Annotated in this window: 30 protein-coding genes and 1 pseudogene; 19 read left to right on the forward strand and 12 right to left on the reverse strand. The window is 41.3% G+C overall.

Annotated features, from left to right (window positions below):
* Positions 1–48 precede the first annotated feature (48 nt).
* The 3 genes from CXF95_RS16260 to CXF95_RS16270 form a co-directional block, all read right to left on the reverse strand.
* Positions 49–249, reverse strand: a complete 201-nt coding sequence (locus CXF95_RS16260; protein ID WP_101199662.1) for a hypothetical protein — start codon at positions 247–249, stop codon at positions 49–51.
* A 15-nt stretch (positions 250–264) separates the two neighbouring features.
* The gene (locus CXF95_RS16265) at positions 265–1,167 is read right to left on the reverse strand and encodes a phosphoribulokinase (RefSeq protein ID WP_101199663.1); all 903 of its coding nucleotides are present in this window, start codon (positions 1,165–1,167) and stop codon (positions 265–267) included.
* Positions 1,168–1,263: 96 nt separating this feature from the next.
* Positions 1,264–2,211 carry an ion transporter gene (locus CXF95_RS16270; RefSeq protein ID WP_101199664.1) on the reverse strand — a complete coding sequence of 316 codons (948 nt, stop codon included), beginning with the start codon at positions 2,209–2,211 and terminating at the stop codon, positions 1,264–1,266.
* Between CXF95_RS16270 and CXF95_RS16275 the strand changes: the two genes are divergently transcribed.
* From CXF95_RS16275 to CXF95_RS16310, 9 genes are all read left to right on the forward strand, one after another.
* On the forward strand, positions 2,188–2,577 hold the full coding sequence (locus CXF95_RS16275; RefSeq protein ID WP_157828163.1) for a hypothetical protein: 390 nt from the start codon (positions 2,188–2,190) through the stop codon (positions 2,575–2,577). The genes CXF95_RS16270 and CXF95_RS16275 overlap by 24 nt on opposite strands.
* A 138-nt stretch (positions 2,578–2,715) precedes the next feature.
* A complete protein-coding gene (locus CXF95_RS16280; protein ID WP_101199666.1) occupies positions 2,716–4,857 on the forward strand; it encodes an FAD-dependent oxidoreductase in 2,142 nt (713 codons plus the stop codon).
* Positions 4,858–5,700 (forward strand): DUF547 domain-containing protein, encoded by an 843-nt coding sequence (locus CXF95_RS16285; protein WP_101199667.1) that lies wholly within the window; start codon positions 4,858–4,860, stop codon positions 5,698–5,700.
* Entirely contained in the window at positions 5,681–6,859 is a 1,179-nt protein-coding gene (locus CXF95_RS16290) for an ABC transporter substrate-binding protein (RefSeq protein ID WP_101199668.1), read from the forward strand. The genes CXF95_RS16285 and CXF95_RS16290 overlap by 20 nt, the downstream gene beginning before the upstream one ends.
* Positions 6,835–8,487, forward strand: a complete 1,653-nt coding sequence (locus CXF95_RS16295) for an ABC transporter permease subunit (RefSeq protein WP_232787883.1) — start codon at positions 6,835–6,837, stop codon at positions 8,485–8,487. Before CXF95_RS16290 ends, CXF95_RS16295 begins: the two co-directional genes overlap by 25 nt.
* Entirely contained in the window at positions 8,471–9,148 is a 678-nt protein-coding gene (locus CXF95_RS16300) for an ATP-binding cassette domain-containing protein (protein WP_101199669.1), read from the forward strand. The genes CXF95_RS16295 and CXF95_RS16300 overlap by 17 nt, the downstream gene beginning before the upstream one ends.
* Positions 9,149–9,151: 3 nt before the next feature.
* Complete coding sequence (locus tag CXF95_RS16305; protein ID WP_101199670.1) at positions 9,152–9,766, forward strand: CDP-alcohol phosphatidyltransferase family protein; 615 nt, start codon at positions 9,152–9,154, stop codon at positions 9,764–9,766.
* Between the two features lie 44 nt (positions 9,767–9,810).
* On the forward strand, positions 9,811–9,948 hold the full coding sequence (locus tag CXF95_RS29625; RefSeq protein WP_157828164.1) for a hypothetical protein: 138 nt from the start codon (positions 9,811–9,813) through the stop codon (positions 9,946–9,948).
* Positions 9,932–10,393: an amidohydrolase family protein gene (locus CXF95_RS16310; protein ID WP_232787884.1), complete on the forward strand. Its 462-nt coding sequence runs from the start codon at positions 9,932–9,934 to the stop codon at positions 10,391–10,393. Before CXF95_RS29625 ends, CXF95_RS16310 begins: the two co-directional genes overlap by 17 nt.
* 139 nt (positions 10,394–10,532) lie before the next feature.
* Here the strand turns inward: CXF95_RS16310 and CXF95_RS16315 are convergent, their stop codons facing one another.
* Positions 10,533–10,919: a response regulator gene (locus tag CXF95_RS16315; protein WP_232787885.1), complete on the reverse strand. Its 387-nt coding sequence runs from the start codon at positions 10,917–10,919 to the stop codon at positions 10,533–10,535.
* Between the two features lie 112 nt (positions 10,920–11,031).
* Complete coding sequence (locus CXF95_RS16320; RefSeq protein WP_101199671.1) at positions 11,032–11,829, reverse strand: sterol desaturase family protein; 798 nt, start codon at positions 11,827–11,829, stop codon at positions 11,032–11,034.
* Between the two features lie 109 nt (positions 11,830–11,938).
* Between CXF95_RS16320 and CXF95_RS16325 the strand changes: the two genes are divergently transcribed.
* Complete coding sequence (locus CXF95_RS16325; RefSeq protein WP_101199672.1) at positions 11,939–12,649, forward strand: DUF1499 domain-containing protein; 711 nt, start codon at positions 11,939–11,941, stop codon at positions 12,647–12,649.
* 117 nt (positions 12,650–12,766) lie between these two features.
* Here the strand turns inward: CXF95_RS16325 and CXF95_RS29630 are convergent, their stop codons facing one another.
* Positions 12,767–12,928, reverse strand: a complete 162-nt coding sequence (locus tag CXF95_RS29630; protein ID WP_157828165.1) for a hypothetical protein — start codon at positions 12,926–12,928, stop codon at positions 12,767–12,769.
* Here CXF95_RS29630 and CXF95_RS30775 point away from each other — a divergent pair.
* The 4 genes and pseudogenes from CXF95_RS30775 to CXF95_RS16345 form a co-directional block, all read left to right on the forward strand.
* Positions 12,915–13,129: pseudogene (locus tag CXF95_RS30775) on the forward strand (hypothetical protein); the annotation flags it as partial. The gene CXF95_RS29630 and the pseudogene CXF95_RS30775 sit on opposite strands and share 14 nt — an antisense overlap.
* 221 nt (positions 13,130–13,350) lie before the next feature.
* On the forward strand, positions 13,351–14,190 hold the full coding sequence (locus CXF95_RS16335; RefSeq protein ID WP_101199673.1) for a pirin family protein: 840 nt from the start codon (positions 13,351–13,353) through the stop codon (positions 14,188–14,190).
* Positions 14,191–14,470: 280 nt separating this feature from the next.
* Positions 14,471–14,743: a CopG family ribbon-helix-helix protein gene (locus CXF95_RS16340; RefSeq protein ID WP_101199674.1), complete on the forward strand. Its 273-nt coding sequence runs from the start codon at positions 14,471–14,473 to the stop codon at positions 14,741–14,743.
* A complete protein-coding gene (locus CXF95_RS16345) occupies positions 14,731–15,024 on the forward strand; it encodes a type II toxin-antitoxin system RelE/ParE family toxin (protein ID WP_101199675.1) in 294 nt (97 codons plus the stop codon). The genes CXF95_RS16340 and CXF95_RS16345 overlap by 13 nt, the downstream gene beginning before the upstream one ends.
* An 82-nt stretch (positions 15,025–15,106) precedes the next feature.
* Here the strand turns inward: CXF95_RS16345 and purD are convergent, their stop codons facing one another.
* The 6 genes from purD to CXF95_RS16375 form a co-directional block, all read right to left on the reverse strand.
* The gene (gene purD, locus CXF95_RS16350; protein ID WP_101199676.1) at positions 15,107–16,393 is read right to left on the reverse strand and encodes a phosphoribosylamine--glycine ligase; all 1,287 of its coding nucleotides are present in this window, start codon (positions 16,391–16,393) and stop codon (positions 15,107–15,109) included.
* A gap of 42 nt (positions 16,394–16,435) precedes the next feature.
* A complete protein-coding gene (locus CXF95_RS16355) occupies positions 16,436–17,245 on the reverse strand; it encodes a class I SAM-dependent methyltransferase (protein ID WP_101199677.1) in 810 nt (269 codons plus the stop codon).
* Between the two features lie 134 nt (positions 17,246–17,379).
* Positions 17,380–18,987, reverse strand: coding sequence for a bifunctional phosphoribosylaminoimidazolecarboxamide formyltransferase/IMP cyclohydrolase (purH, locus tag CXF95_RS16360; RefSeq protein ID WP_101199678.1), 1,608 nt, complete (start codon positions 18,985–18,987; stop codon positions 17,380–17,382).
* Between the two features lie 141 nt (positions 18,988–19,128).
* Positions 19,129–19,422, reverse strand: coding sequence for a DNA-binding transcriptional regulator Fis (gene fis, locus CXF95_RS16365; RefSeq protein ID WP_007619851.1), 294 nt, complete (start codon positions 19,420–19,422; stop codon positions 19,129–19,131).
* A 29-nt stretch (positions 19,423–19,451) separates the two neighbouring features.
* Complete coding sequence (gene dusB / locus CXF95_RS16370) at positions 19,452–20,465, reverse strand: tRNA dihydrouridine synthase DusB (RefSeq protein ID WP_101199679.1); 1,014 nt, start codon at positions 20,463–20,465, stop codon at positions 19,452–19,454.
* 215 nt (positions 20,466–20,680) lie between these two features.
* A complete protein-coding gene (locus CXF95_RS16375) occupies positions 20,681–20,998 on the reverse strand; it encodes a DUF962 domain-containing protein (protein ID WP_101199680.1) in 318 nt (105 codons plus the stop codon).
* 165 nt (positions 20,999–21,163) lie between these two features.
* Between CXF95_RS16375 and CXF95_RS16380 the strand changes: the two genes are divergently transcribed.
* From CXF95_RS16380 to dauA, 5 genes are all read left to right on the forward strand, one after another.
* Entirely contained in the window at positions 21,164–22,009 is an 846-nt protein-coding gene (locus tag CXF95_RS16380) for a tetratricopeptide repeat protein (RefSeq protein ID WP_101200090.1), read from the forward strand.
* Positions 22,010–22,422: 413 nt separating this feature from the next.
* Entirely contained in the window at positions 22,423–22,938 is a 516-nt protein-coding gene (locus CXF95_RS16385) for a hypothetical protein (RefSeq protein WP_101199681.1), read from the forward strand.
* 251 nt (positions 22,939–23,189) lie between these two features.
* On the forward strand, positions 23,190–23,576 hold the full coding sequence (locus CXF95_RS16390) for a YdeI/OmpD-associated family protein (RefSeq protein ID WP_101199682.1): 387 nt from the start codon (positions 23,190–23,192) through the stop codon (positions 23,574–23,576).
* Between the two features lie 167 nt (positions 23,577–23,743).
* Positions 23,744–24,088, forward strand: a complete 345-nt coding sequence (locus CXF95_RS16395; protein ID WP_101199683.1) for a hypothetical protein — start codon at positions 23,744–23,746, stop codon at positions 24,086–24,088.
* 346 nt (positions 24,089–24,434) lie between these two features.
* Entirely contained in the window at positions 24,435–26,126 is a 1,692-nt protein-coding gene (dauA, locus tag CXF95_RS16405; protein ID WP_101199684.1) for a C4-dicarboxylic acid transporter DauA, read from the forward strand.
* Positions 26,127–26,141: the final 15 nt, after the last annotated feature.

A 26,141-nucleotide genomic window follows, 5' to 3' on the forward strand; every position in this document is an offset into this window, starting at 1 on the left:
TTGTTACAAAGTTTGTCATCGGCAGTCAGATTGACAGTGGAACTGAACTTAAAAGAATTTTTTACCTGTTAAAGCGATATACATAGCAAAAACACCTACCAACGCATAAACCACTTCGAAAAAACTGATCTCTCCTGGTGTTTGGTTGATAAACATTGAAATTAGCATCGCGGTCAAAATTAATGATGGAACCGCAATAATACCTATCAAAATGCGGATTTTAAGAGAAAGCTTTGGTGCATTATTCATTAGTTGTAGTCCTACTTACTTCTCACTGACCCAGTCCATTTGAAAACCTGCGCGGCGTTTTTTATCCAGTAACTCTTCTAAAAGAGGCATTAAGATCAGCTCCATGGCTAAACCCATTTTACCGCCAGGCACAACTATGGTGTTGATGCGGGACATAAACGAACCATCTATCATTTTGAGTAAATAGGGGTAATCAACACTTTTCATTTCACGGCGAAAACGCACCACTACAAAACTTTCGTCTTGGCTGGGTATTTCCCGGGCACTAAAAGGGTTAGACGTATCGACTGTGGGTACACGTTGAAAGTTAACATGGGTTCGTGAAAATTGTGGGGTGATGTATTTAAAATAATCGTCGAGGCTACGCACTATGCTGCTCATTACAGCTTCCCGAGAATGACCTCTGTCTGTGGTGTCACGGACAATTTTTTGGATCCACTCCAAGTTGACTATAGGCACCATGCCAACTAGCAAGTCAACGTGTTTGGCAACGTTTACTTCGTCGTTGGCTACCCCACCATGCAAACCTTCATAGAACAGCACGTCGGTATTTTCAGGTAAGTCTTGCCAAGGGGTGAAGGTACCGGGCATTTGATTAAAGGGAACGGCTTCGTCAAAAGTATGTAGGTACTGACGATGTTTGCCCATGCCGGTTTCTGCATATTCAGTAAATAAAGACTCGAGCATTTCAAAATCGTTGGCTTTGGGGCCAAAATAGCTGATGTGTCGACCTTGTTCTTGCGCCTTGCGGATCGCAACTTCCATTTCAGGACGAGTGAACCTATGGAAGCTATCTCCAGCTACCACCGCTGCATTGACTGACAAATTACGAAAAATGTGTCGTATAGCATTAGTGGTCATAGTTGTACCAGCACCAGATGAACCAGTGATAGCGATTATGGGATGTTTAACTGACATTCAACGCACTTTGCTGCTTAATGGATGTCATTTATAAGCAAGCTTGCTACTCGGGTCAAGGACTAGTTAACTTTAAGAGTAACCAAATTACAGTGTTTAAATCGGCTTATGGCAATGTGGGCAAGTAGTTACAGCCTTTTTAGCGTTACGATTATCCATCATGCTAAACATCATCTTAGCTTCATCTCGGTCAATATCTAAACTATGGCGAAGCAGTTCCAGTTCGGCCAACTCCCGCTGGGTAACTTTCCCATCGGCTAAAGCTTGTTTAACTTTTAGCTTAAACGTTTCTCGTTTTTGGTGGGCTTGTTCAGAAAAACTTGATGCCAGAATACCTGCTGGTAATGCAACCATACCCATACCAAGTAAGGTAATGGTACCACCAAAAAACTTGCCCCAAGGGGTAACCGGCGTTACATCGCCATAGCCTACAGTGGTAAGGGTCGTAATTGCCCACCACATGGCATCTGGGATACTGCCAAATTTTTCTGGCTGAATATCCTTTTCAATTAAATACATGCCAGACGCAGCGAGGACCATCATAATTAACAAAATACTAAATGCCGCCAGTAAAATTCTGTATTCTTGCTTAAATGCCTGCACTAACATCTGCATGGCGCTGGAATACCGACCTAATTTAAAAATTCGTAGCAGCCTAAGTACTCTTAAAATACGTAAATCGATAGTAAAAAACAGGCCGATATAGAAAGGTAAAATAACAATCAAGTCGATCATTGCCATTGGGCTAGATAAATAGCTTAAGCGTTTTTTACCATGGCTAATAGGCCGGTTGTCGAGCTCAATACAGGTCCAAACTCTGAGGCCATATTCAAAGGTAAAGATGACGACCGAAAAAATATTGAACCACTCAAAATGTTGCTCGTATAAAGCATCTAGCTCTGGAACTGTTGCTAATATTACAGCAACAACATTCAATAAAATCAGGAATGCTAGCAGTAAGTCGATGGCTTTTCCGAGCTTACTTTGGTCGGCTTTGGGTTCTAACAAGATGGCTAATCTATGACGAAGTTGTGGTATTTGCATGGGAATAATTCCATTAATTTGACATTGATGCTGGGATCAGCGTTCTCAAGGCACGCTGCCTTGTTACTCTTGGGTAATGACAAACATATATTGATTGATAACTGTTTACTCAACGGTGTTCAAATGCCAAATTTTTCTGCACATTTTTATAATCTTCATGGGATGGCCCGTGAGGCTAAAATTGATGGTGCACATTTATGCAGTGGCGAACTAGCTAGTCATTTAGGTGTAGGTTTACATGGGCACATTCACAACGCTCTTTATGACGTGCGAAGTATTGCGCCGGCACTTAACCAGTGGATGCAAAAGGGATTGTTAAAGCCGTCCCTTTTTCACACAAAAAAAACATTCATTAATTATTACTGACACTATCACGAAATAAAACTAGTAATGCTTGGGTCATATCCTGTTCTAGTCAGTAATAAAATATATAATCCACTACATTGACGTATCAAAACATATCAAATAGTGCGGTAAACGCCACTAACCAAAGGATAAAACCAAATGAATTTTAAACGAGGAATACTTCTCCTCATTATTGTCATGCTTATCGCCGCCTTTTTTATGTTTGATATAGGGCAGTATCTGACTCTCGAGAGCCTAAAAGTGCACCAGCAAGATTTGGCTGAATACATCAAGTCAAATTGGTTGCAGGCATTCATCGTTTACTTTGTTATTTATGTCACCGCTACTGCGCTTAGTTTACCTGGTGCCATTATTTTAACCTTAGGCGCAGGTGCCTTATTTGGTTTAGGTTTCGGATTACTTTTAGCCTCCTTTGCTTCTACTATCGGCGCTACGCTGGCATTTTTAGTGTCACGGTTTTTGCTCAGAGATTGGGTCAAATCAACTTTTTCAGAGCGCATTAAAGCAATTGATAAAGGCGTTGAAAAAGACGGGCCTTTCTATTTGTTAAGTCTTCGATTAGTCCCCATTTTCCCATTTTTTGTTATCAATTTAGTGATGGGCGTTACCAGCATCAAAACGGTCACCTATTATCTTGTCAGCCAAGTGGGAATGCTTATTGGTACTGCGGTTTATGTTAATGCGGGCACACAACTAGCTGAAATAGAAGCCGTGTCTGATATTGCTTCCAAAGAACTAATTTTATCTTTTGTGTTACTTGGCATTTTCCCGATTATTGCCAAATTAATTTTGAATTTTATCAAACAGAAACGGGTATACAAAGGTTGGCAGAAACCTAAGACATTTGACCGCAATATGGTAGTGATTGGCGCTGGCTCTGCAGGTTTAGTGACAGCTTATATTGCGGCTGCGGTTAAAGCATCGGTCACCTTAGTAGAAAAACACAAAATGGGTGGTGACTGTTTAAATACAGGTTGTGTGCCTTCAAAAAGTTTATTACATGCCAGTAAGATGGCACATGTGCATAAAATTTCTGCAAATTCAGGTGTGAACTACCAAGCACCAGAAGTTGATTTTAAAGCGGTAATGAATCAAGTACACAGCGTGATCAAAACCATAGAGCCTCACGATTCTATCGAACGTTATGAGTCCCTTGGGGTAAAAGTAGTGACTGGTAGCGCAACAATAGTATCGCCTTGGCAAGTTGATATTCAAACTGCAGATGGCGTGCAATCGCTAACCACTAAAAATATTGTTATTGCTACGGGTGCCAGTGCTTTTGTGCCACCTATTCCGGGTCTGCAGGATATCGATTACTTAACGGCCGATAACTTATGGGATTTAACCGAGCAACCTAAACGCTTAGTGGTGTTAGGTGGTGGGCCCATTGGTAGTGAATTATCTCAAGCATTTGGTCGTTTAGGCACACAAGTGACACAAGTAGAAATGTTGCCACAATTGCTCGCTAAAGAAGACCCAGATGCAGCCCAGTATTTGTATGATCAATTAATCAAAGATGGCGTTGACGTACGCTTGAATACCACAGCAACAGCCATTGAAAAAACCGCTGAAGGCAAGTTTATTGTGTTGGAAAAAGATGGTAAACAAGAGAAATTGCCCTTTGATGAAATATTGATAGCTGTGGGTAGGATGGCCAACCTAAAAGGTTTTGGCTTAGAAAAATTGGGTATTGAAACCAACCGTGTGGTGGTGACCAATGAGATGCTACAAACTAAATATCCGAACATATTGGCCGCTGGCGATGTTGCGGGCCCATACCAGTTTACTCATACCGCAGCACATCAGGCTTGGTATGCTGCGGTAAATGCTTTGTTTAGACCCTTTAAAACCTTCAAAGTCGATTACAGAGTTATTCCATGGGCCACATTTACCGATCCTGAGATTGCCACTGTGGGATTAAACGAGCAAGCTGCAAAAGAGCAAGAAATTGCTTATGAAGTCACCACTTACGATATAGGCGGGTTAGACCGAGCATTAGCAGACGATCATGCTCGAGGATTTGTAAAAGTCCTGACACCTCCTGGTAAAGATAAAATACTTGGGGCAACTATTGTAGGCGCGCAAGCAGGAGAACTCATTGCAGAGTTTGTGCTAGCGATGAAATACAACCTAGGTATGAATAAAATTCTCGGTACGATTCATATCTACCCCACTATGGCAGAAGCAAGCAAGTACGCTGCAGGGAACTGGAAAAAAGCCCATACACCTGAAAAACTACTGGCATTTGTCGAGCGTTTTCATACCTGGCGTCGTTCATAAATGAGTGAGAAATATATTAATGGAAAAATCCTATCTTGTTTATTGGCTGCAGTTTTATTGATGAATTCTGCTATTGCTCAGGCTTTTGACCATCAACATCACATGTTGACTCAAGTGTTGAGTGACGTGGTGATGTTGTCGCCTAATAAAAAGCAAACTCGGGTGGATTATGGGCTGCTTAGTAAGCAGCCCGATAAGTTAAATGAATATTTGACGACCTTATCCTTAGTCAAACAAAACGAATACCAGTTATGGACGTCCGATGAACAACTGAGCTTTTTGATTAATGCCTATAACGGCTTTACGCTACAGCTGATTAATCAGAACTATGCAAAGTTTCAAAGCGGCAAAGTAGAATCAATTAAAGATTTAGGCAGCTTTTTTTCTAGCCCATGGAAAAAATCGTTTTTTACTTTGCTCGATGAAAAGCACAGTTTAGATGATATTGAACACAACATGATCCGCGTATGGTTTGAGCGCCCGCGGATACATGCCGCCTTGGTGTGTGCAGCAGTAAGTTGCCCACCACTGAGAAACCAAGCCTTTGTCGCCGATAGCCTGAATGCACAATTAGATGATCAAATACGTCAGTTTTTATCTGATGACCAACGAAACTCTATTAACGTAAGCGATAATCTTGTGTATCTCTCTGCTATTTTCAAATGGTACGGTGAAGATTTTGAGAAGGGGCAGCAAGGTTTTAATAGTCTCAAAGATCTGATTAAGGTTTATCAAGAAGATATGGCCGATGATCCTCAGCAACTGACTTGGTTGCAGAAGCAGAACTTTAGTATTCGTTACTTAGATTATGATTGGCGGTTGAATGACATCTCGACTTTTTAGATCTTTAAGCAATATTTTTAGTGTATGTTTTGTACTTGTTTCTGTGGCAACGGCCAACGCTAACCCAGAATTTAAGCGCATCACCACTATTGAAGAAAATAGTGCCCAATGGCAACAAACCCTAAAAGCAGCTAAAGGCCAGTCGGTCTACTTTTACGCTTGGGGTGGTTCAAAAGCCGTCAATGATTATATACGCTGGGCAACACGAGAAATTGCACAGCAATATCGTGTAAAATTAATCCACGTTAAAGTCACCGACCCATCTGAGCCAGTCTCTCGACTCAAAGCTGAAAATGGCCGAACCAGTGCGATTGATTTGATGTGGGTTAACGGTGAAAACTTTGCGTATCTGAAGCAGCAAGAATTTTTACTCGGCAAATTATGGTCAACCATTCCCAATGCTGCTTTTTTAGTAGTAGATAGTTTACCTATCACAGTGGATTTTGGTGAGCCGATGGATGGCTTTGAAGTACCTTGGGGTATTGGTCAATTTAACTTGATTGCTGAAAATGGGGTATTTCAACAATCACAAGTCAGCGCCACGTCATTGTTAGATATTGCGAAAAAAAATCCAAACACAGTCACTTATCCTCGGCCACCAGAATTCCATGGCACTACTTTTTTAAAGCAGCTGTTAGTCAACTTAACCGATGCCGACCCGCACTTGTATCAGTCAGCCACCCAGCAAGCTCAAGACGAATTATTACCCGTCTTATGGCAATACTTAGATCAGCTACACCCATATTTGTGGCAACAAGGAAAAGCGTTTCCGAGTTCGGCAGCTGAACAGCTGTTGTTGTATCAACAAAAAGTGCTTTCAATGACCGTGAGTTTTAACCCAAATCAATGGTTAAAAGAAAAAAGTACTCAACAAATTTCTGAATCGAGCGTGAGACGCTATTTTACTGATGGGGCGATCACCAATAGTCATAACCTAGCGGTCCCAAAATCGGCGCCTAGCCCAGATGCGGCTAAAGTAGTGATTAACTTTATGTTGAGTGAAAAGGCACAGAAAGAAAAATTCACTGGTGTATGGGGTGACCCTTCCGTGATTACTTCTTTGTTCTATGAAAAAGCAACTATGCCTGCTCATCCCGAACTTCACAGTTCATGGCATGTATTGATTGAGGACGCATGGCAGCAACGATACGGCGGGTAGCGCCGTTAGCGCGAATACGGCAAATAGCACTCTCAAGCGGATGGTTGCTGGTGTTTTTAATTTCATTGTTACCAATCTTAGGCATTGTGGTTGGTTTGTGGCCACCTGAGCATATTACATTTGCCGACATTGAGGCTTTCTTAGGGTACCAAGGTCTGTCTGCTTCAGTCTTTATGACCTTATTCAGTGCGATATTTAGTACCTTAATATCCTTGTATATCGCGTTTATGGTGTATAGCCAGTATCACTTAAGTCGACGTTTACAGTCCTTTGAAAAATACCTCGCGCCGCTTTTATCCTTACCTCATCTTGCGATCGCCTTAGGGTTAGTGTTTTTGTTCAGTGATGGTAGTGTGTTTTTTATAGATTCAGGATTACCTCGTAAAGGATTATCCACCCTGATCATTGCCATAGTGATAAAAGAGGTGCCCTTTTTTCTACTGATTTTTAGTGCCATTGGTCGCCAGTTACCCATCAAATATTGGTTGTTGCAGGGCCAAGCTTTGGGATACCAAGATTATCGTTGCTGGTGGTTTTTAGTGTTCCCGGCACTACTCAAACAATCCCGATTAGCACTGCTCGCAGCTACGGCTTATACCCTATCGGCGGTAGATGTCAGTTTGTTAGTGGGACCGAATATACCTGAGCTATTTGCAGTATCAGTTTATCGTTGGCAAACCAGTTTTGCTGCAGGTGATCAGGCTCTCGCTTTTTGGGCTAACGCTTTGTTGCTGATACTGCTGGCCGTTTCAGTATTGATTTTATATGGGCATGAAAAGCTTGCTCATGCTGGATGTAAGGCGTTAGCAACAACAGGTAGTCGTTTCCAGATTGGTAAAATCAATCCAGTATTTAAAGCCTGGTTACCTATGTTAGGCCTGTTAACCACCATGATGGTGCTGGTATTCGCATTGTGGTCATTGGGATTCAATTGGCACAGTGATAGCTTCGCTGTAACACAACTCACCACTAGGTTATGGCAAGATGAATGGTTATTTTTTGCCTTGCCATTACAAAATTCATGGCTGATTGGTGTGTTCTCAGGTTTGCTTGGTGTTGCTTCTGCTTTATTGGCATTAGAATTACAACGGCAAAAGGGCAAGTATTGGCCTGACTATTATTGGCTGTTAGCCATCATTTTACCGCAACTGAGTATGGTATTAGGATGGCAGATTATGCATATTTGGTCACAAGGCGGTTACCATAGTGGTTGGATTGTTTTATCTCACTTACCTTTTACCTTTGCCTATGCATATTTGGTATTAAAAGGCCCGTTTCAGAGTGTTGAACCACGTTATGAATTATTAGCTGCCAGTTTTGGGTATTCACCATGGCAGAGCTGGTGGCAGGTGCGATTTAGGCTACTATTACCCGCTATTTTCACTGCCTTTGCGATAGCGTTTTCGGTGAGTATTGCTCAATATATACCTACCCTAATGTTGGGAGCTGGGCGAGTGCCTACCATTACAACCGAAGCCGTCGCTATTGGCTCAGGTAGTCAGCAAGACCTAATAGCGCTATATGTGTTGTTACAATCCATATTACCTTTTATGGCATTTTTTGTTGCGGCGTTGTTAGCCCGTAGATTTCGTGGAAGTATGGGAGGGCAAGATGCTAGAGATTATTAATTGCCAAATCGAAGCCAAAACATGGCGTATAACCTTGCCGGACATTGATGTTCAGAAAGGTGAATTACTGGTGATCACTGGCCCCAGCGGGATTGGAAAATCGACATTATTACATTGGTTATTAGGAAATATCCCGCAGCATGTGGCTATTAAAGGTCAAATTATACTATCGGGTATCAATATCACCCATTTGGCCATTGAGCAAAGACGCGTTGGGTTATTGATGCAAGATGTATATCTATTTCCTCATCTCAATGTACAAGACAATATATGTTTCGCCTTACCTAAAAATCCACAGCTCTCTTCAAAAAAGCCGCCGCGCTCCTCTAAAAAACAAAGACGCGCTGCGGCTATGAATATGCTCGAACAAATCAACTTAGAGCATCTTGCCACTCGTTACCCACAAAACCTCAGTGGTGGAGAACGTTCAAGAGTGGGATTGATTAGAGCCTTAGCCAATCAGCCACAAGTCATGTTACTTGACGAGCCGTTTGCAGCACTAGACCCCAGTACTCGAGAACAAATGGGAGCTTGGGCATTCCAACAACTAGCAGAACAGAACATTCCCAGTGTCATGGTGTCTCATGATGTAGAAGACATCCCTGCATCAGCCAAACAGATATGTCTAGCTGATTATTATCAAGCTTCTGAGCAAAAATAACCGATGATTGACCCCTTACTGAATAAAATACTCAGGCCACCATTAGCACTGGCAGCCAAACCTTTGATACGCTTGGGTATTTCGGCAAACCAAGTCACTATTTTTGGTTTTGTTTTAGGTATATTGGCCGTGCCTGCCATTATTGCTGAACAATTTAATCTTGCTTTAGTATTGATACTGCTGAATCGAGCGTGCGACGGATTAGATGGGGCAGTTGCCCGACAAACTCGCGCCACAGATGCCGGTGGATTTTTAGATATTAGCTTGGATTTTATTTTCTACTCAGCCATTGTTTTTGCTTTTATTGTCAGCCACCCAGAACAAAATGCAGTAGCCGGCAGCTTATTAATGTTGTCTTTCACCGCCACCGGCAGTTGTTTCTTAGCCTTTGCCGTCATGGCCAGCAAACACAAAATCGACAATCCCCAATACCCGAATAAAAGTATGCATTATATGGGGGGCTTAGCCGAAGGTTTTGAAACCATAGTGGTGTTGTGTTTGTTTTGTTTATTTCCAGAGAACTTTATACCTATCGCATTAGTCTATACTGCAGCTTGTAGCATAACGGCTGGAGTGAGAATTGTGACGGGCTACCAAACACTTATCAGGCTAGGCTAAAAACGGTAAAGTGCAGAACGAGAACTTCATTAAACAGGATTGTCATGAAAAAAATATTTGTCTTCTTTTTTATTGTTATTGCTAGTCAGGCTAAAGCAGATGTTGACTTTGTTCCTTTGGATATGGAACTAGGGTATTGGGAAATCATAACTCAAGTAAACCTTGATGAAATGTTGGCATAGAGGATTGGAGCCAAGCACCATAAAAGATATTAAGGCATCTTTAAACAACGTGGGACAGTTGGATTATATGCAACTCACGCCACTACGTAAGCCGACGCTTAAAAACAAAATCCAACAACTCAAAGACGCAGGTGTTGTTATGTTAATAGGTACTGATAGCGGTATCCCCACTAAATTTCATTGTCAAAGTACGTGGAATGACATGGCCTTTTGGGTTAACGAAATGAATATATCGGCAATGGATACGATAAGAGCTGCAACTTATTGGCCGGCCGTACTAATGAACGTCAATGATAAATCGGGTACGGTTACTGAAGGTAAATACGCCGATATTATTGCTGTAAAAGGTGATGTACTTCGTTACATTAACTTACTGCAAAACGTTGATATGGTTATGAAAGGTGGCAAGGTCTATAAACTTGATGGCAGAGCGACTATTGATTAAGCACTGGCACTTCCTGATGGGCTAATTATCTATGGGCAATGGTATTGAACGTTCGTTTAAGGTCTGTTGCTGTTATCGATTGTTAAATTAATGAGATTGTTCTGCAGTCAGCTGCAATCTTTTATAGTGCAGTGAGTTGTCAAGGATTGCCTTTAGACATGAGGTATCGATTCAGGACTTTATCTAACTGGTCATGATCGAGTGGTTTAGCGAGATGTGAATTCATGCCAGCATCCAACGCTTTTTGAACTTCATCTTTTAATACCGCGGCGGTCAGAGCCACGATAGGAATATCGGGATTTGTCAGCCTTATTATTGAGCAGGCTTCGAATCCATCGATATTTGGCATATGTAAATCTATAAACACCAGATCATAGTCTGCGTGTTTAAGGGCCTCTATACATTGTTGTCCATCAGACGCGAGATCGACTTGCAGCCCATATGAAAGCAGCGTTTGCTCAACTTCCTTGATATTGGCAGCAGGCCCTGCAGATACCTCTAGATCTAGCGAAGCAGATTTAAGCATGTTTGGGCACAGTGTTGTCTGGCAATTTGATCGCAGTCTTAATCTGCGGGTTGTAAGGTCTAGCGGTGAGTTATCTATGTTAAAGATAAAAATCTCTATCTTGTTCGGTTACTTAGTGTGGCTTTTGTTTAAACGGCATCAACAACAAAGCTTTCAGACTGGTATTAGTTTGAGGGCTTGAATATTCTTTCAGGCCCAATTTAATACCATCGTCGCCGTTCTGGGCTTCTTCTATATAACTACCAAATAGCCTGTCCCATATAGATAAGTTGAAACCAAAATTACTGTCTGTTTCAGCTACAACCTGGCTGTGATGAATGCGGTGCATCGCTTGAGTTACGATTAACGTTCTCAATAACTTGTCGAGCTTAACAGCAAGTTTAATGTTGCTATGATTGAAAATAGACGTGGCATTAAGTAATACTTCAAAAATCAAAATAGCTAATACAGGAGCGCCCAATACCAATACAGCAGAAATTTTCACGACTAAACTCAGGGCTATTTCTAATGGATGAAATCGCAACCCCGTTGATGCGTCGAGATGAGGATCCGCATGGTGAACCCTATGAATGCGCCAAAACAGTGGAATCCGATGAAAAAGTCGGTGTTGCCAGTAAATTAAACAATCAAATAATAATACCGAGATAGGGATGCTTAGCCAAACACTAGCTGAAACATGATTCCACAAACCAATGTGATTGCTTTGGGCGAAGATAGCCATAGCCGCCAAGCCTGTTGGTATCATCAATCTAGCCACCACTGACCCAAGTAAAATCATGGAGAAATTACTAAACCAGCGTTTACCTATGCTAACTGGCGACACCCGGTTGGGTTTTAGTCCTTCCCAAAGCATCATTACGGCGAGTACGGTAATGAAAACGCCTAGCTTAATCCACGTATTATTTATCATAGTGAGTGATGGTATTCCTTTAAGTGAATCAATTAGAAATATATAATTAAATTCTATATTATCATCGTGTTAATAAATTTCAGGACACTTATTTAAAGGACATTGTTTTATGAAAATTCTAACGTTAATTGCAGGTATTTTGGCTTTATTATTGTTGCTAGCTTCTGGCCCCTTATATCAAGCAGAAATACTTGGCCTGATGAACGCATTTTTAGCTATGCGAATTGCACTAATAGTGGGTGCTGTGGCTATTGTCCTGGCGCTAATTCAAGTCATTTTTATGCGCAAAACCATCTCTTGGCCAGTTACTGGAGTTGCAGTTTTATGTGCTGCTGTGGCAATTTTTATGCCCCTAAGCATGATGAATAAAGCCAAGTCAGTACCGCCTATTCACGATATTACAACTGATTTAGTTAACCCGCCAAAATTCATGGCAATTCTAGCACTGCGGGCTGATGCTCCGAATCCTGCTGCGTATCAAGGTGAAGAAATAGCTAGCCAACAGCGCAAAGCATACCCTGAATTACAAACCCAAAAATATCCGCAAACAACAGAACAGGTATTTGATGCAGCTTTAGCGGCCGTTAAGAGTATGGGACTAGAAGTGGTCACTTCTGATAAATCACTTGGTTTGATTGAAGCTTACGACACCACCACTTGGTTTGGTTTTGTTGATGATGTGGTTATTCGTATTCAAAGCGCAGAGCAGATGACCATGCTCGATGCGCGCAGTAAATCCCGCGTTGGCATGAGTGATATAGGAAAAAATGCAGAGCGTCTTAATACCTTAATTGCCGGTGTTAAAAATAATCTAAACTAGATTGTGTTACATACCTGCCTTTAACTAAAAGGCAGGTAGTCTCTACGTAGTTGAAGCGAGAATACTTACCGTTAGGGTGGATAAAAACTTCTCGTTGGCAACATATCTGCAGCACGTTTAGTCGCAAATAAAGCTTAAACGGCGAAGGCGACCTAACAACTCAAACGCAGCAAAACCTAGCTCAAGTGGCCAAGCACCTGAAGCGATCAAGCTAGATATATTGCAGTCTGACACCACAGACTTAATCAGACCTATCAGTCGTGCCGTCACTGGCGGCATAATCATGATCCCCTTATATTTGGCATTGGCTTGGTCTTCTTTAACTCGAAAAACATTCTTGGTTGGCTGTTAACCCTTGGTTCAATCACCGCCTTAAGCTTTGGCGTGATTTCATCTGTTAGATTTAACCCGCGCACTATGACGACTTTTGAGTTAATGGTGCTTTTTATTATCTTTATTAACAGTCAAATTATCTGGTGAATATAAGTGCTAGGGTGAAGTGAAAAACTTAGTTGTTGTTGATTTTTGCAATTGCGAAGACAGAAATGATAACTATTCGGTCTACCTTGTATTTACCATTGTCGGTTTTTTTTACATTTTAGTTAATTACAAAACCATCATGCTAATTATAATTTGAACCAAATTGACTTCGTTAAGTGTATAACAACAGCAAGGTTGATTTGCTTCTGTGGGAAATTTTAATGACTAAGTTAAACGAAACAACAATTAAACAAGTTGTCGAAGGTATGTCGACCTCAGACGGTGCAGGCGTGAAATTAAAAAGAGTGTTAGGGCAACCTTCACTGCAAAGGCTTGATCCCTTTTTAATGTTGGATGAGTTTGGTTCAGAAGAAGCCCAAGATTACATTGCCGGTTTCCCAAAACATCCGCACAGAGGTTTTCAAACAGTTACCTATATGTTGAATGGTAAAATGGGACATAAGGACTCTGTAGGTAATGAGGGGCTGATTGAAGATGGTGGCTTGCAGTGGATGAATGCGGGTAAAGGTATTATTCATGAAGAAATGCCGAAACAAATTGCAGGTAAAATGCGTGGTTTTCAATTATGGGTAAACTTACCTGCGATTGAAAAAATGTCAGAACCGGGCTACCAAGATATCCCAACCACAAACATACCAGAGTTAACTAGCGATAAAGGTTCGTTGATAAGGATATTGGCTGGCAATTACCACGGTCAAGAAGGCGCGGTCACTACTCAAGCTGTTAAACCTCAATTTTTTGACTTTCATTTGGTAGCAAATGAGTCACTGATGCTGGCTACCCAAAATACCCATAACGGCTTTTTATATGTGTATGAGGGCGAAGTTGACATTAGCGGTAAAACCCTTAAAAAAGGCCAGTTGGGCGTATTGGATTTTGCCGACCAATTAACCTTAACAACTACTGAAGTTGCTAGGGCGATTTTTGTGAGTGGTGAGCCAATCAATGAACCTGTAGTACAATACGGGCCTTTTGTCATGAACACTGAAGAGGAAATTAATCAGGCACTTCGTGACTTTCAACAGGGCGTTTTGGCTTAGTTATGATTGACGGGGCAAACTGATTTCACAGTGAGAATTTAAAAAAGTTGGTTGTGCAAAAAGCGCCGAAGCGCTTTTATTTTATCTATTAAATAACGGGACCAGTTAGCTGTTTTTTCTAGAGCGATTGCACTAAAACACGAAGATAGTCATGATAATTAGTTTGATGTTCTTTTAACGTAAAAGGTGCAATTTAACCCGACACGGATTGGTATAACTACTAACTTCAGTATTTTATGCTAGAGTATTACTTAGTAATACCAAGTGTAGAGAAATACAAATGGCTGTATCAATCAAGCTCAACGATGAGTTAAAAAACAAAGTTCAAAAAATTGCAGAAAATAATCAGCGTTCGCCTCATTGGATAATGTGTGAGGCAATACGTGATTATGTTGAGCGACAAGAGAAAAAACAAATATTCAAACAAGAAGCACTGGCTTCTTGGGCGTCATATAAAGAAACGGGGCAACATCTCACTGGCGAAGAAGTGAATCATTGGTTAAGCACATGGGGCACTGATAATGAAACGTTAGTACCAGCATGTCACAAATAGTTGTTACTCAAAATGCGGCGCAGGGATTAGAAATTTGTCGATTGTTTCTTGCAGAAAAAAATCCTCTTGCTGCTACTCATGCTGGTCAAATTATTATTAAACACTTCCAATTACTTGAACAAAATCCACAGTTGGGAAAGTCTCTAAACGACGATTCAGAATTGTACGAGTTGATTATTGGATTCGGTGATTCGGGATATGTGGCTCTATATCGATATGACCCTGTATCAGACGTGGTCTATCTACTTGCTTTTAAGCACCAAAAACAAGCGGGTTATTAAATTTTGCACGGATAAATTTTGGCAGTAATCAGAAAAAGCGCCGAAGCGCTTTTTACTTAATTCAATACACCACTTGTTTTAGTTAATTATTTTGCTCGCGAGCAATTGCACGATAGGCGATATCATCGCGATAAAACATACCGTTGCAGCTAATTGTTTTAGCCAGCTTATAAGCATTCTGTTGGGCTTCGGTGACAGTGTTACCTAAAGCGGTAGCACACAGGATTCGACCACCGTTAGTTGTCACATTGCCATCAACATTTTTGGTGCCTGCGTGAAAAATTTTGCTACTGGCATTGCCAAGCTCTAAACCCTCAATCACGTCACCCTTAACGTAACTATCTGGATAACCACCTGCAGCAAGTACCACGCCAACAGCAGCTCTGGTATCAAATGCAGCTCGAATCTGGTCAAGTTTGCCGTCTAAGGCTGCTTCAACTAATTCAACTAAGTCAGACTGCAAACGCAGCATAATAGGTTGGGTTTCTGGGTCACCAAAGCGGCAATTGTATTCAATCACTTTAGGTGTGCCATCTGCCATGATCATCAAACCCGCATATAGAAAGCCTACATAGGTATTGCCTTCAGCAGCCATGCCTTCCACTGTGGGATAAATCACTTCTTTCATCACGCGCTCATGGATATCTGCTGTGACCACCGGTGCAGGTGAATAAGCACCCATTCCGCCAGTATTTGGGCCGGTATCACCATTGCCAACACGTTTATGATCTTGGCTGGTGGCAAAAGGTAAAACGTTTTTGCCATCCACCATCACAATAAAACTGGCTTCTTCACCATCGAGGAATTCTTCGATAACTACGCGGCTACCTGCTTCGCCAAAAGCGTTACCCGCTAACATGTCACGAATCGCATCTTCTGCATCGGTTAATGTCATGGCGACAATCACGCCTTTACCTGCTGCTAGCCCATCAGCCTTTACCACAATAGGCGCTCCTTTTTCTCGCACATAGGCAAGGGCAGGCTCAATTTCGGTAAAGTTTTGGTAGTCAGCGGTGGGAATATTGTGACGTTCTAAAAAGTCTTTGGTAAAGGCTTTTGAGCCCTCTAGCTGGGCTGCAGCTTGAGAAGGGCCAAAGATTTTTAGTCCTTTAGCCTGAAACTCATCCACCACACCTAACACTAGTGGCACTTCTGGGCCCACTATCGTTAAGTCTATTTGGTTTTGTTCAGCAAAGGCCACCAAAGCAGGTACGTCTTCTGCACCCACATCCACATTGGTTAATTTATCTTCAAGTGCTGTGCCAGCATTACCTGGTGCTAGAAACACTTGGGATACTTTTGCCGATTGCGCTGCTTTCCAAGCCAGTGCATGTTCGCGACCACCGCCGCCAATAATCAATACATTCATAGGGTTTGTTATTCTTTAGTCATTTATTTAGGGCTTAACAAATTAGGGCTTAATAAACTTAAGTGTCATACGTGAGCTTTCACCGATAGCTAAATATTTTGCGCGCTCTTTTTCGCCCAAACGTAATCCAGGGGGCAGGGTCCATACGCCTTTTTCATGCTCAGAGGTATCGAGTGGGTTAAGGTTGACATCGCTGTGTGCAAGTAATTTAAATCCTGCTTTTTCAGCAGCAGCAATCACAAAGGACTGTTTCATATATCCTGAGCTTTGTTGTGCTTCATCAGTCAAACCTTCTGGCAGTTTATGTTCAACTACACCTAACACCCCGCCTTTTTTAAGGGCTTTAAAAAAGCTTGAAAACGCGCTATCAACACCTTCTTGTCCAGTTTGCATATACCAATTATGTACGTTGCGGAAAGTCAGTACTCTATCCAGTGAGTTTGCAGGAGCAAAATCCATGGCTTTAGTAGGATGAAATGCCGTCACTTTAGTATTTTTGTAGCTATCATCCTGACTAATCTTTTGCATAAAACCATCGAGAGACTTTTTGTAGTATGCGTTGCCGCCTTCTTCTATATAAAAATGCGCAGCATAAAATTGTCCCTTCTCATTTAAAAGAGGAGCAAGAATACTACTGTACCAACCGCCACCAGGAGAAATTTCTGCGACAGCCATCTCTGGTTGCACATCGAAAAAACGCAACGTTTGTTGAGGGTGGCGATATTCATCCCGAGAACGTTCTTTAACAGAGCGATTTTCGTTATTAACTGCATCGCTAATGCTGTCAGCAAATACTTGGGGTGAACTGAATAAAGATAAGGTAATCGCAACTTTCAAGGCTTTTTTAAACATAATTCTCTCAGATTGTTAGTGTGTAAAGGTGAACAAAAAATATCTAAATAGATTGTAGCGACATTGAACCTCAGAGTTAACAAAAACCGCAGTCAATATTTTTGACACTGACTGCGTTTTTTAGATCCAAGCTATTAGTGTTTAAAGTGACGGATACCTGTGAAGACCATGGCAATACCATGTTCGTCTGCAGCGTCTATGACTTCTTGATCGCGCATTGAACCACCCGGTTGGATAATGGCACTGATACCTGCGGCAGCAGCGGCGTCAATACCATCACGGAACGGAAAAAACGCATCAGACGCCATCACCGATCCTACCACTTGCAAACCTTCATCCGCGGCTTTAATGCCAGCCACTTTGGCAGAATAAACACGGCTCATTTGACCTGCGCCTACACCGATAGTCATACTGTCATTGCAATATACAATAGCGTTTGATTTAACGTATTTGGCTACTTTCCAAGTGAACATTAAATCTTTTAACTGTTGTTCAGTGGGTTTTACTTTAGTCACCACTTGTAGCTCTTCTTCTTCAACCATACCAAAATCACGGTCTTGGACTAATAAACCGCCATTAACACGCTTAAAATCATGACCTTCGGTAAGTTGACCTTGCCAATCACCGCAAGCTAATAGACGTAGGTTTTTCTTAGCAGACACAACTTTGATAGCCGCATCACTAATGGTTGGCGCGATAATCACTTCTACAAATTGACGGTCAACAATGGCTTGTGCCGTGGCTGCATCGAGTTCGCGGTTAAAGGCGATAATGCCACCAAAGGCTGAAGTCGGGTCGGTTTTGTACGCGCGGTTATATGCACTTAGGATGTCGTCACCCAAGGCAACACCACAAGGGTTAGCGTGTTTAACAATTACGCAGGCCGGTACATCAAATTCTTTGACACATTCTAAAGCGGCATCGGTATCAGCAATATTGTTGAAAGATAATTCTTTACCTTGCAACTGAATTGCTGTGGCAACTGAAGCTTCTTGGATATCATTTTCAACATAAAAAGCAGCGCTTTGATGACTGTTTTCACCGTAGCGCAAATCCTGTTTTTTAGTGAATTGCATATTAAAAGTACGAGGAAATTCGCTGTGCTGATGGCCACAGTCTGTTTCGCATTCACTGGACTCAATCATGGCACCAAAGTAGTTGGCAATCATGCCATCGTATTCAGCTGTGTGTTCAAATGCGGCAATGGCTAAATCAAAACGTGTGCTTTTGGTGACAGCATTGTTGTTGGCCTGCATCTCGGCAGTAACCCGAGCATAATATTTAGTATTAACCACAATAGTGACATCATTATGGTTTTTAGCCGCAGCGCGAACCATAGTGGGGCCCCCAATATCGATATTTTCGATAGCGTCTTCTAAGCTGCAATCGTCATTGGCAACGGTGGCGGCAAAGGGGTACAAGTTCACGACTACCAAATCGATAGGCAGAATATTGTTTTCAGCCATGACTTGTTCGTCTTGTCCACGGCGAGCCAGAATGCCACCATGAATTTTGGGATGTAAGGTTTTCACTCGGCCGTCCATAATTTCAGGATGCCCTGTGTAATCTGATGCTTCAATAACGTTTAGGCCATTGTCCCTAAGTAATTTTGCGGTGCCACCGGTAGATAATAGTTCTATACCTTGGCTGGCCAAGAACTGAGCAAACTCAAGTAGGCCGGATTTATCAGATACGCTTAATAATGCGCGACGAATAGGTGTTGCTGGTAAGTCTTGTTGCATGTTTGTTCCATGTTAGGTCCACTTTTTAAGTGGCAAAGATTTTGGCAATTTAATTCGTATGCTTGTTTGTTGACTATTTGGTCATGGTCAACACAAACAAAAAGAGCACCATAAGGTGCTCTTTATTTTAGACAAAAACTCTTAGTTCATGCCGTATTGTTTTAGCTTCTTACGTAAGGTGCCACGGTTGATACCTAACATAGTTGACGCTTTAGTTTGGTTGCCACGTGTGAAAGTCATTATTTCTTCTAACATTGGCGCTTCTACTTCGGCCATGACTAGCTCGTATAAATTTTCGATGTTGGTGTTATCAAGTTGTTTTAAATACTTGTTTACCGCTTGTTTAACAGAATCGCGAAGAGGCTTTTGAGCCTGAGTTTGCGAAGGAGTCGTTACCGTAGTGGTAAATGGAGAAGTTACATTTTGTTCGAACATATACAATCTTGCTCTTTAAGTTAGTCATATTAAGCAGCAGGTGAAACTAGCTCAGACACAAATGAAAGTGCTGGTTCGCCTGCCAATTTATCAAAGTACATCGTTAACGCATCAAGTTGCTGTCCTGCATCTTCGATGGCGTTGAACTTTGCACGGAACAGTTTTTGCTGGTCGTGTTCGGTCAAATACCAGCCCACATGCTTGCGGGCAATCCTGCAACCCTTTATACCACCATAAAACTGATGGACATTGGCGACGTGTTCTAGCAAAACGCTACTCACCTCGTCAATGCTAGGTGCAGCCAGTACTTGGCCAGTTTGCAGATAGTGCAAAATCTCGCGGAATATCCAAGGGTGACCCTGAGCACCCCGACCGATCATTAGCGCATCTGCGCCGGTGTATTCCAAAACGTGCTTTGCTTTTTGCGCGCTTGTTATATCACCGTTAGCAACAACAGGTATCGACACGGCTTGTTTAATAGCCTTTATGGTGTCGTATTCTGCGTCACCTTTGTACATACAGGCTTTGGTGCGACCATGCACCACTAATGATTGAATGCCGTTGTCCTGTGCAATTTGAGCTATTAATAACCCATTGCGATTTTCAACATTCCAACCTGTGCGTATTTTTAAGGTAACAGGTACATCGACTGCTTTTACTACCGCTTGAATGATTTTCTCAACCAAGGGTGGGTCTTGCAGCAATGCCGATCCTGCTAACTTTTTATTCACTTTTTTAGCTGGGCAACCCATGTTGATATCAACAATTTGCGCGCCATTACCCACATTAAACTGTGCCGCTTGTGCCATTAATTCAGGATCTGACCCTGCAATTTGCACTGAACGCACCCCCTCTTCACCCTCGTGATCCATCCGTTGTCGGGATTTATCCGAATCCCAAACCCTAGGATTGGACGAGAGCATCTCTGATACCACCAAACCTGCCCCAAGACGTTTACATAGTTGTCTAAAAGGTCGGTCTGTCACTCCCGCCATGGGAGCCAGTATCAAATTGTTTTCTAACGCATATGGACCAATCTGCATAATATAGAATGATTATCCTTCACATTTAATTGTGCAAAAATCGACCGTGCTCTAAAAAGGGGCGCAAGTTTAAGGGTTTTTTGTTGTCTTGGAAAGGCTAGTAAACAAACAATTTTGTACTTTTTTTAATCAAACCATATTGACTTTAAAAAAAGCAGGCTATTTAAACTGATTTACCAGTATTTTAGAGAAAATCGTTACCGAAAAGTAAACAGCTAGCGTTTTATGTTGCCAAGTAACATATCTTTATACATTACCCAATCACCTAATAAACTGTAAAAAGGATACTTAAAGGTAGCGGGTTTATTGTGTTCAAAAAAGAAATGTCCTGCCCAAGCAAAGCCATAACCTAAAACAGGTACAAACCATAACAACATCCATTGCTCAGTCATAAGGGAGTAAGCCAGCAAAGCTAAGATCAAAGTAGAACCAACAAAATGTAAACGCCGACAGGTTAGGTTTTGATGTTCAGACAGGTAATAAGGATAAAACTGGGCAAAACTGTTAAATTCAGAGGGGGCTTGTTGAGTCATGGCGATGAGCTTTTAGCTTGATGTTTAAACATAAATTTAGCATAACGAATGCCCATTAAATGTCTACTTGGCGACAGTTTATATTTATGACTAAATCAATAATTAGCTTGATTTTCAATGATTTGACCCCATTCCCAATTCAAGCAAATGTATATGGACTCTATTATGAATAACGTGATTGATATTACCCCAGAAAATTTCCAGCAAGTCATATTACAAGACTCGCAAACACAAGTGGTGATGGTAGAGTTTTGGGCCGAAGGTTACGAACCAAGCCAGCAATTGGCTCCAGTGTTAGCCAATGTGGCCGCTAAATATAGCGGTAACTTGATCCACGCTCGTGTTGATTGCCAGCAACAGCAAGAAATCGCTGGGCAATTTGGTGTGGAAAACTTACCTACAGTGATTCTGGTAAAAGAAGGTCAACCCATTGATGGTTTTGCTGGTGTGCAAACTGAAGCAGAAATTATAGCCACATTTGAAAAACACTTGCCCAAGCCAGAAGACACTTTATATGAACAAGGGGTCGAGTTAGTCAGCGCGGGCGATTATCAGCAAGCTTATACTGTGCTGAAACAAGCTCATGACATGAATGTTGGACGGGCTGATATCAAGTTGTTACTAGCTGATTGCCAAGTAGAGTTAGGCCAAATAAAACAAGCTAAAGCTTTGTTAGACACAATTGGCTTAGTTGACCAAGACGCCTTATACAATAGTATTTTAGGAAAAATTGAGTTGGCCGAACAAGCGGCTGATTCACCTGAAATCAAGGCCTTGCAAGAGCTACTGCTGCACAACTCTGATGACCTAGAGATAAAAGTCAAACTTGCGGTGCAATTGCATCAAGCTAATCAAATAGAAGAAGCGCTAGAGCTGATTTTGTCGGTCTTATACAAAGATCTGAATTTTGGTGACGCGAAGAAATTAACGTTGGATATGATCAATGCCTTGCCCGATGGGGATCCATTGAAATCGAAGTTTAGACGTAAGGTTTATGGGTTGTTGTATTAGCTACAACAGGGTTTAGCTACGAGCTATTAAATCTAAAAGTATAAAGAGAGACCGGCGCTAGCCGGTTTTTTGTTGGTTATACCAAATTTAGAACCACAAGCATCGGCTTTGCTGACTGAGAGATTCAGGCAGATACAAAATTCATATTCTGGGTGATGAGTAATAGTTGGGCTTCTTTTATGGCAATTTAAATCAGAAAATGAAAATGGTATAATAATGATTAAAAAGCTACCGTTCTCAGACCAAGTCAGTCATTTATTTTCATAGTTTATCTTGTCATTATAGCGAGTGTAAAAATTGACTGTTTTTAGGTACAGTAAACCTAATAATCTTCTAATTCCGACTGCAACTCGCTACGCCCTTTCCGTCGGCTTAATGTGGCGTAGTACACTCAATCTAAGCTAGGACGTTATATGAAAAATCTTATTTACCTATCACTTTTTGTCATTCTATTACCCACAATGAGTTTTGGAGGGGATAAGCATCAACTTGAAGAACATGAAGAGAAACATCAACAGTCTTCCGGGGTTGAAGCACTTTCTCATGAATTACGTGAATTGCTCTCTCAAGAAATGAGAGCCTTGGAAGGTGGAATGATGTCCATTATCCCTGCGTATATTTCTGGAAATTGGGATGAAATCGCAACCATTGCAGGAAAAATACAAAATAGTTATATTTTGAAACAGCAACTAACAGAAGAACAAATAAAAGAACTAAAGTCAGTGTTACCCCTTGAATTTATTGCAAAAGATCAAAATTTTCATTATCTAGCTGGAATGCTTGAACATGCTGCTAAGAACAAAAAATCTGAATTAATCAATTTCTATTTTTCTGAAATGAGCGAATCTTGTGTCAGTTGCCATACTGCATTTGCAACACATAAGTTTCCAGCATTAGCGCCAAAAGAAAAAAATGAGCATGTGCACTAAAAAGAATAACCAGAGCAATCATCCAGATCGGTTTAAAGTAACTTCTGTTTTGATACTGCAACTTAAATCGTGGAGTGTTATATGCAAATTAAGTGTGAGAGATAAATATTGAAAAATACTAAGTCACTCAAGAAAATAAAGAACACTGTAAGTCATTGCATATAACAAGCACTGTCAAAAATACACTTGGCAGTTTTGAATATTAACAAGGCAGTCACGTTAATGATGGTTATGGTCATGGTCACGGCTTCATGGCCACTCTTGATCCTGATGGGCAGTTGAGCCATTGGTTAAAGGTGAGTAAAGAACTTCAGGACGCTGCTAGCGTAATGGCAGGGGATTTAGTCACATTAGATATCGAACCTGTAGATAAAGAGCCAGAGCCTGAGATCCCTTTAAATTTGCAACAAGCACTGGCCGCAACTCCCGCAACACAGAGTGTTGGGGACGATACAACAACGATTGCTGGCTTGGATTGGATACACTGGGTTATATCAGCCAAACAGTCTAAGACTCGCGCAAAGCGAATTAGTGACGCTTGTAATATGCTTTCTTCGGGAAAGCGGCGGGTTTGCTGTTTCGACCCATCTGGTTTCTACAGTAAGGCTTTTTGTGCGCCACAGGCTGCAGAGTGTTAGGTTGTTTAATGCCTACAATTTATTACTGATGGAAGTTTCGTTACATTGTTGTGATTAAAATGCTGCTGGTGGTTTTTATTTTATGCTTTGCAGATAAAAGCCAGGGTCAAGTCGATCCCCAATGGTTATAGAGTTGGAACCAAGCAGTAGATTCACGCCCTAAAAACTTGAGCTCAATTAGTATCACTGTTTCGCAAGATGAACCTGGTATCCCTCTTGTTGAGCATGGGCAAATTTTTAAACCCAATGGGCGCGAAGTAGCTAATAACACGCTTGTTCATCTATATCATAGAGATCATGCTGGGTTTGATTTTGGACTCAATGACAATGAATCGTCTACTTGGAGATTACAAGGTTGGGCAAAAACTGATGCTCAAGGAAAATTTGAATTTCATACCATCGGACTCGCTCCCGATCACATCGCTCGTGAATCTGATAAACATCATCTTCATATTTCTGACCGAGATTTGGTTGTCAAAAGTATAAAAGAACTATTGGGTATTAAGAATTAATCCGTAGGCATGGTAATTTATATTTAGCTGCTAAATCTGTCATTAAAGGTTTAAGGGTATTGTGATTAAACAATCACTACCTTGGATAAAAACTGTTAGTTAGTACTAACAGTTTTTTTGCATGTTAAATGAATTGAGTTGTTGGGTTTCAAACATCAATCAATTTTGCATTTATCTGCTACCACTACTTTTCTTGGAATTGTAAACGTCAAATTGATAAATGTTTTTCATTTGTTCTTTTATGCGAGTTAGTTTTCTATTTTGTGCAGTTGTATCGGAGTATTTTTACGGAATTAAAATGGGTACCTATTTTAATATTAGTTAGAGCACATTAAAGGAGTACAGATTGTTTTCAGCATTAACAAAATCTTTAGCTAGCAAAACTACATTTTCAGATATTCAAACTAATGTGCTTGCAGGTTTAACTGTTGGGGTCATTGCTCTGCCTCTTTCTATGGCTCTTGCCATTGCAAGCGGAGTTCCTCCACAGCATGGTTTATACACCGCTATAGTTGCTGGCATCGTTATCGCCATTGGTGGCGGATCGAAAGTTAATATATCAGGTCCCACCGCCGCGTTTGTGGTTGTGTTATTGCCGATTGTTCATCAGTTTGGCATAGGGGGTTTACTGGTTAGTGGTTTTATGGCCGGTATCATTTTGATAATGATGGGTTTAGGCAAGTTCGGCAAGCTTATCGAAATTGTTCCTTATCCCGTCATAATCGGATTTACAGCAGGCATAGGTGTGGTTATTGGCACCTTTCAAATAAAAGATTTTCTAGGCTTGGATATCGAATCTCTAAATGGAGATTATGTCGATAAACTTATATTGATAATGAATTCACTACCAACCATCGACTGGCAGGAGCTTTTAATTGGTGGGTTAACAATTACCACATTATTACTGTGGCCACGCATACGCTCAAAAATACCTGGCCATCTAATAGCCCTCCTTTTAGGCTCTGTCATTGCATGGTTACTTAGCCAATTCTCTCAGGATTTTTCTATTGCGACAATCGGCAGTCGGTTTCACTATGAGATAAATGGCATAACAGGTAACGGTATTCCGGCAATATTGCCAAGTTTCGAGTGGCCATGGAATTTACCGGGAGCCGACGGTACACCCATTGGTCTCAGCTTTGAACTTATCAAACTGCTATTACCATCAGCCATTACAATTGCGATTTTAGGCTCCCTTGAATCGCTGTTATGTGCAGTGGTTGCCGATGGTATGACAGGAAAGAAACATAATTCGAATGATGAGCTGATTGGACAGGGTATCGGGAATCTTATCGCTCCACTATTTGGAGGAATACCTGCTACTGCAGCCATTGCCCGCACCGCAGCAAGTATTAGGGCAGGCAGTACTTCTCCACTAGCTTCGGTGGTGCATGGTTTGTTTATTCTTGGGGCAATATTGGCGCTTACACCTTTGCTAGCATATATACCTATGGCTTCGATGGCGGCACTATTATTAGTGGTTGCATGGAATATGAGTGAACCAAAACAGTTTATACGGACGATTAAAATTGCCCCTAGGGATGATGTCATTGTTCTGATCTTGTGTTTTTTACTAACAGTCTTTTTTGATATGACTGTTGCCGTTGCGGTAGGCATAGGATTAGCCTCAATGTTGTTTATTCGCAGAAGCATCACCATAACCAGTACAACTAAGGTTGAAAAAAACCATGCAAGTTATGGTGATCTGCCTGATAGTATTACTATATATGACATTAACGGTTCATTGTTCTTTGGCTCTGCACAAAAAGCACTGCAAGCCATTTCCACAGTGACGCCAAATCTCCGAGTGGTGATACTCGATATGACAGAAGTCAACATGCTTGATATGAGCGCTATTGTTGCAATGGAGTCAATAAAAGAGAGCCTCGCTAAACAGCACATTCATCTAATCATCAGTAACTTACATGAACGAATGGCAGCAAAACTACATCGTGTTGGTATTAGTGATAAACCACAAGAGATACAATTTTCTGGGTCGATAGATGAGGCTATTACTATGGCCAACAAAATGCTCTAGTCATGTAGCCAGAGA

The sequence above is a fragment of the Paraglaciecola sp. MB-3u-78 genome, assembly GCF_002835935.1.
Classification (GTDB): Bacteria; Pseudomonadota; Gammaproteobacteria; order Enterobacterales; family Alteromonadaceae; genus Paraglaciecola.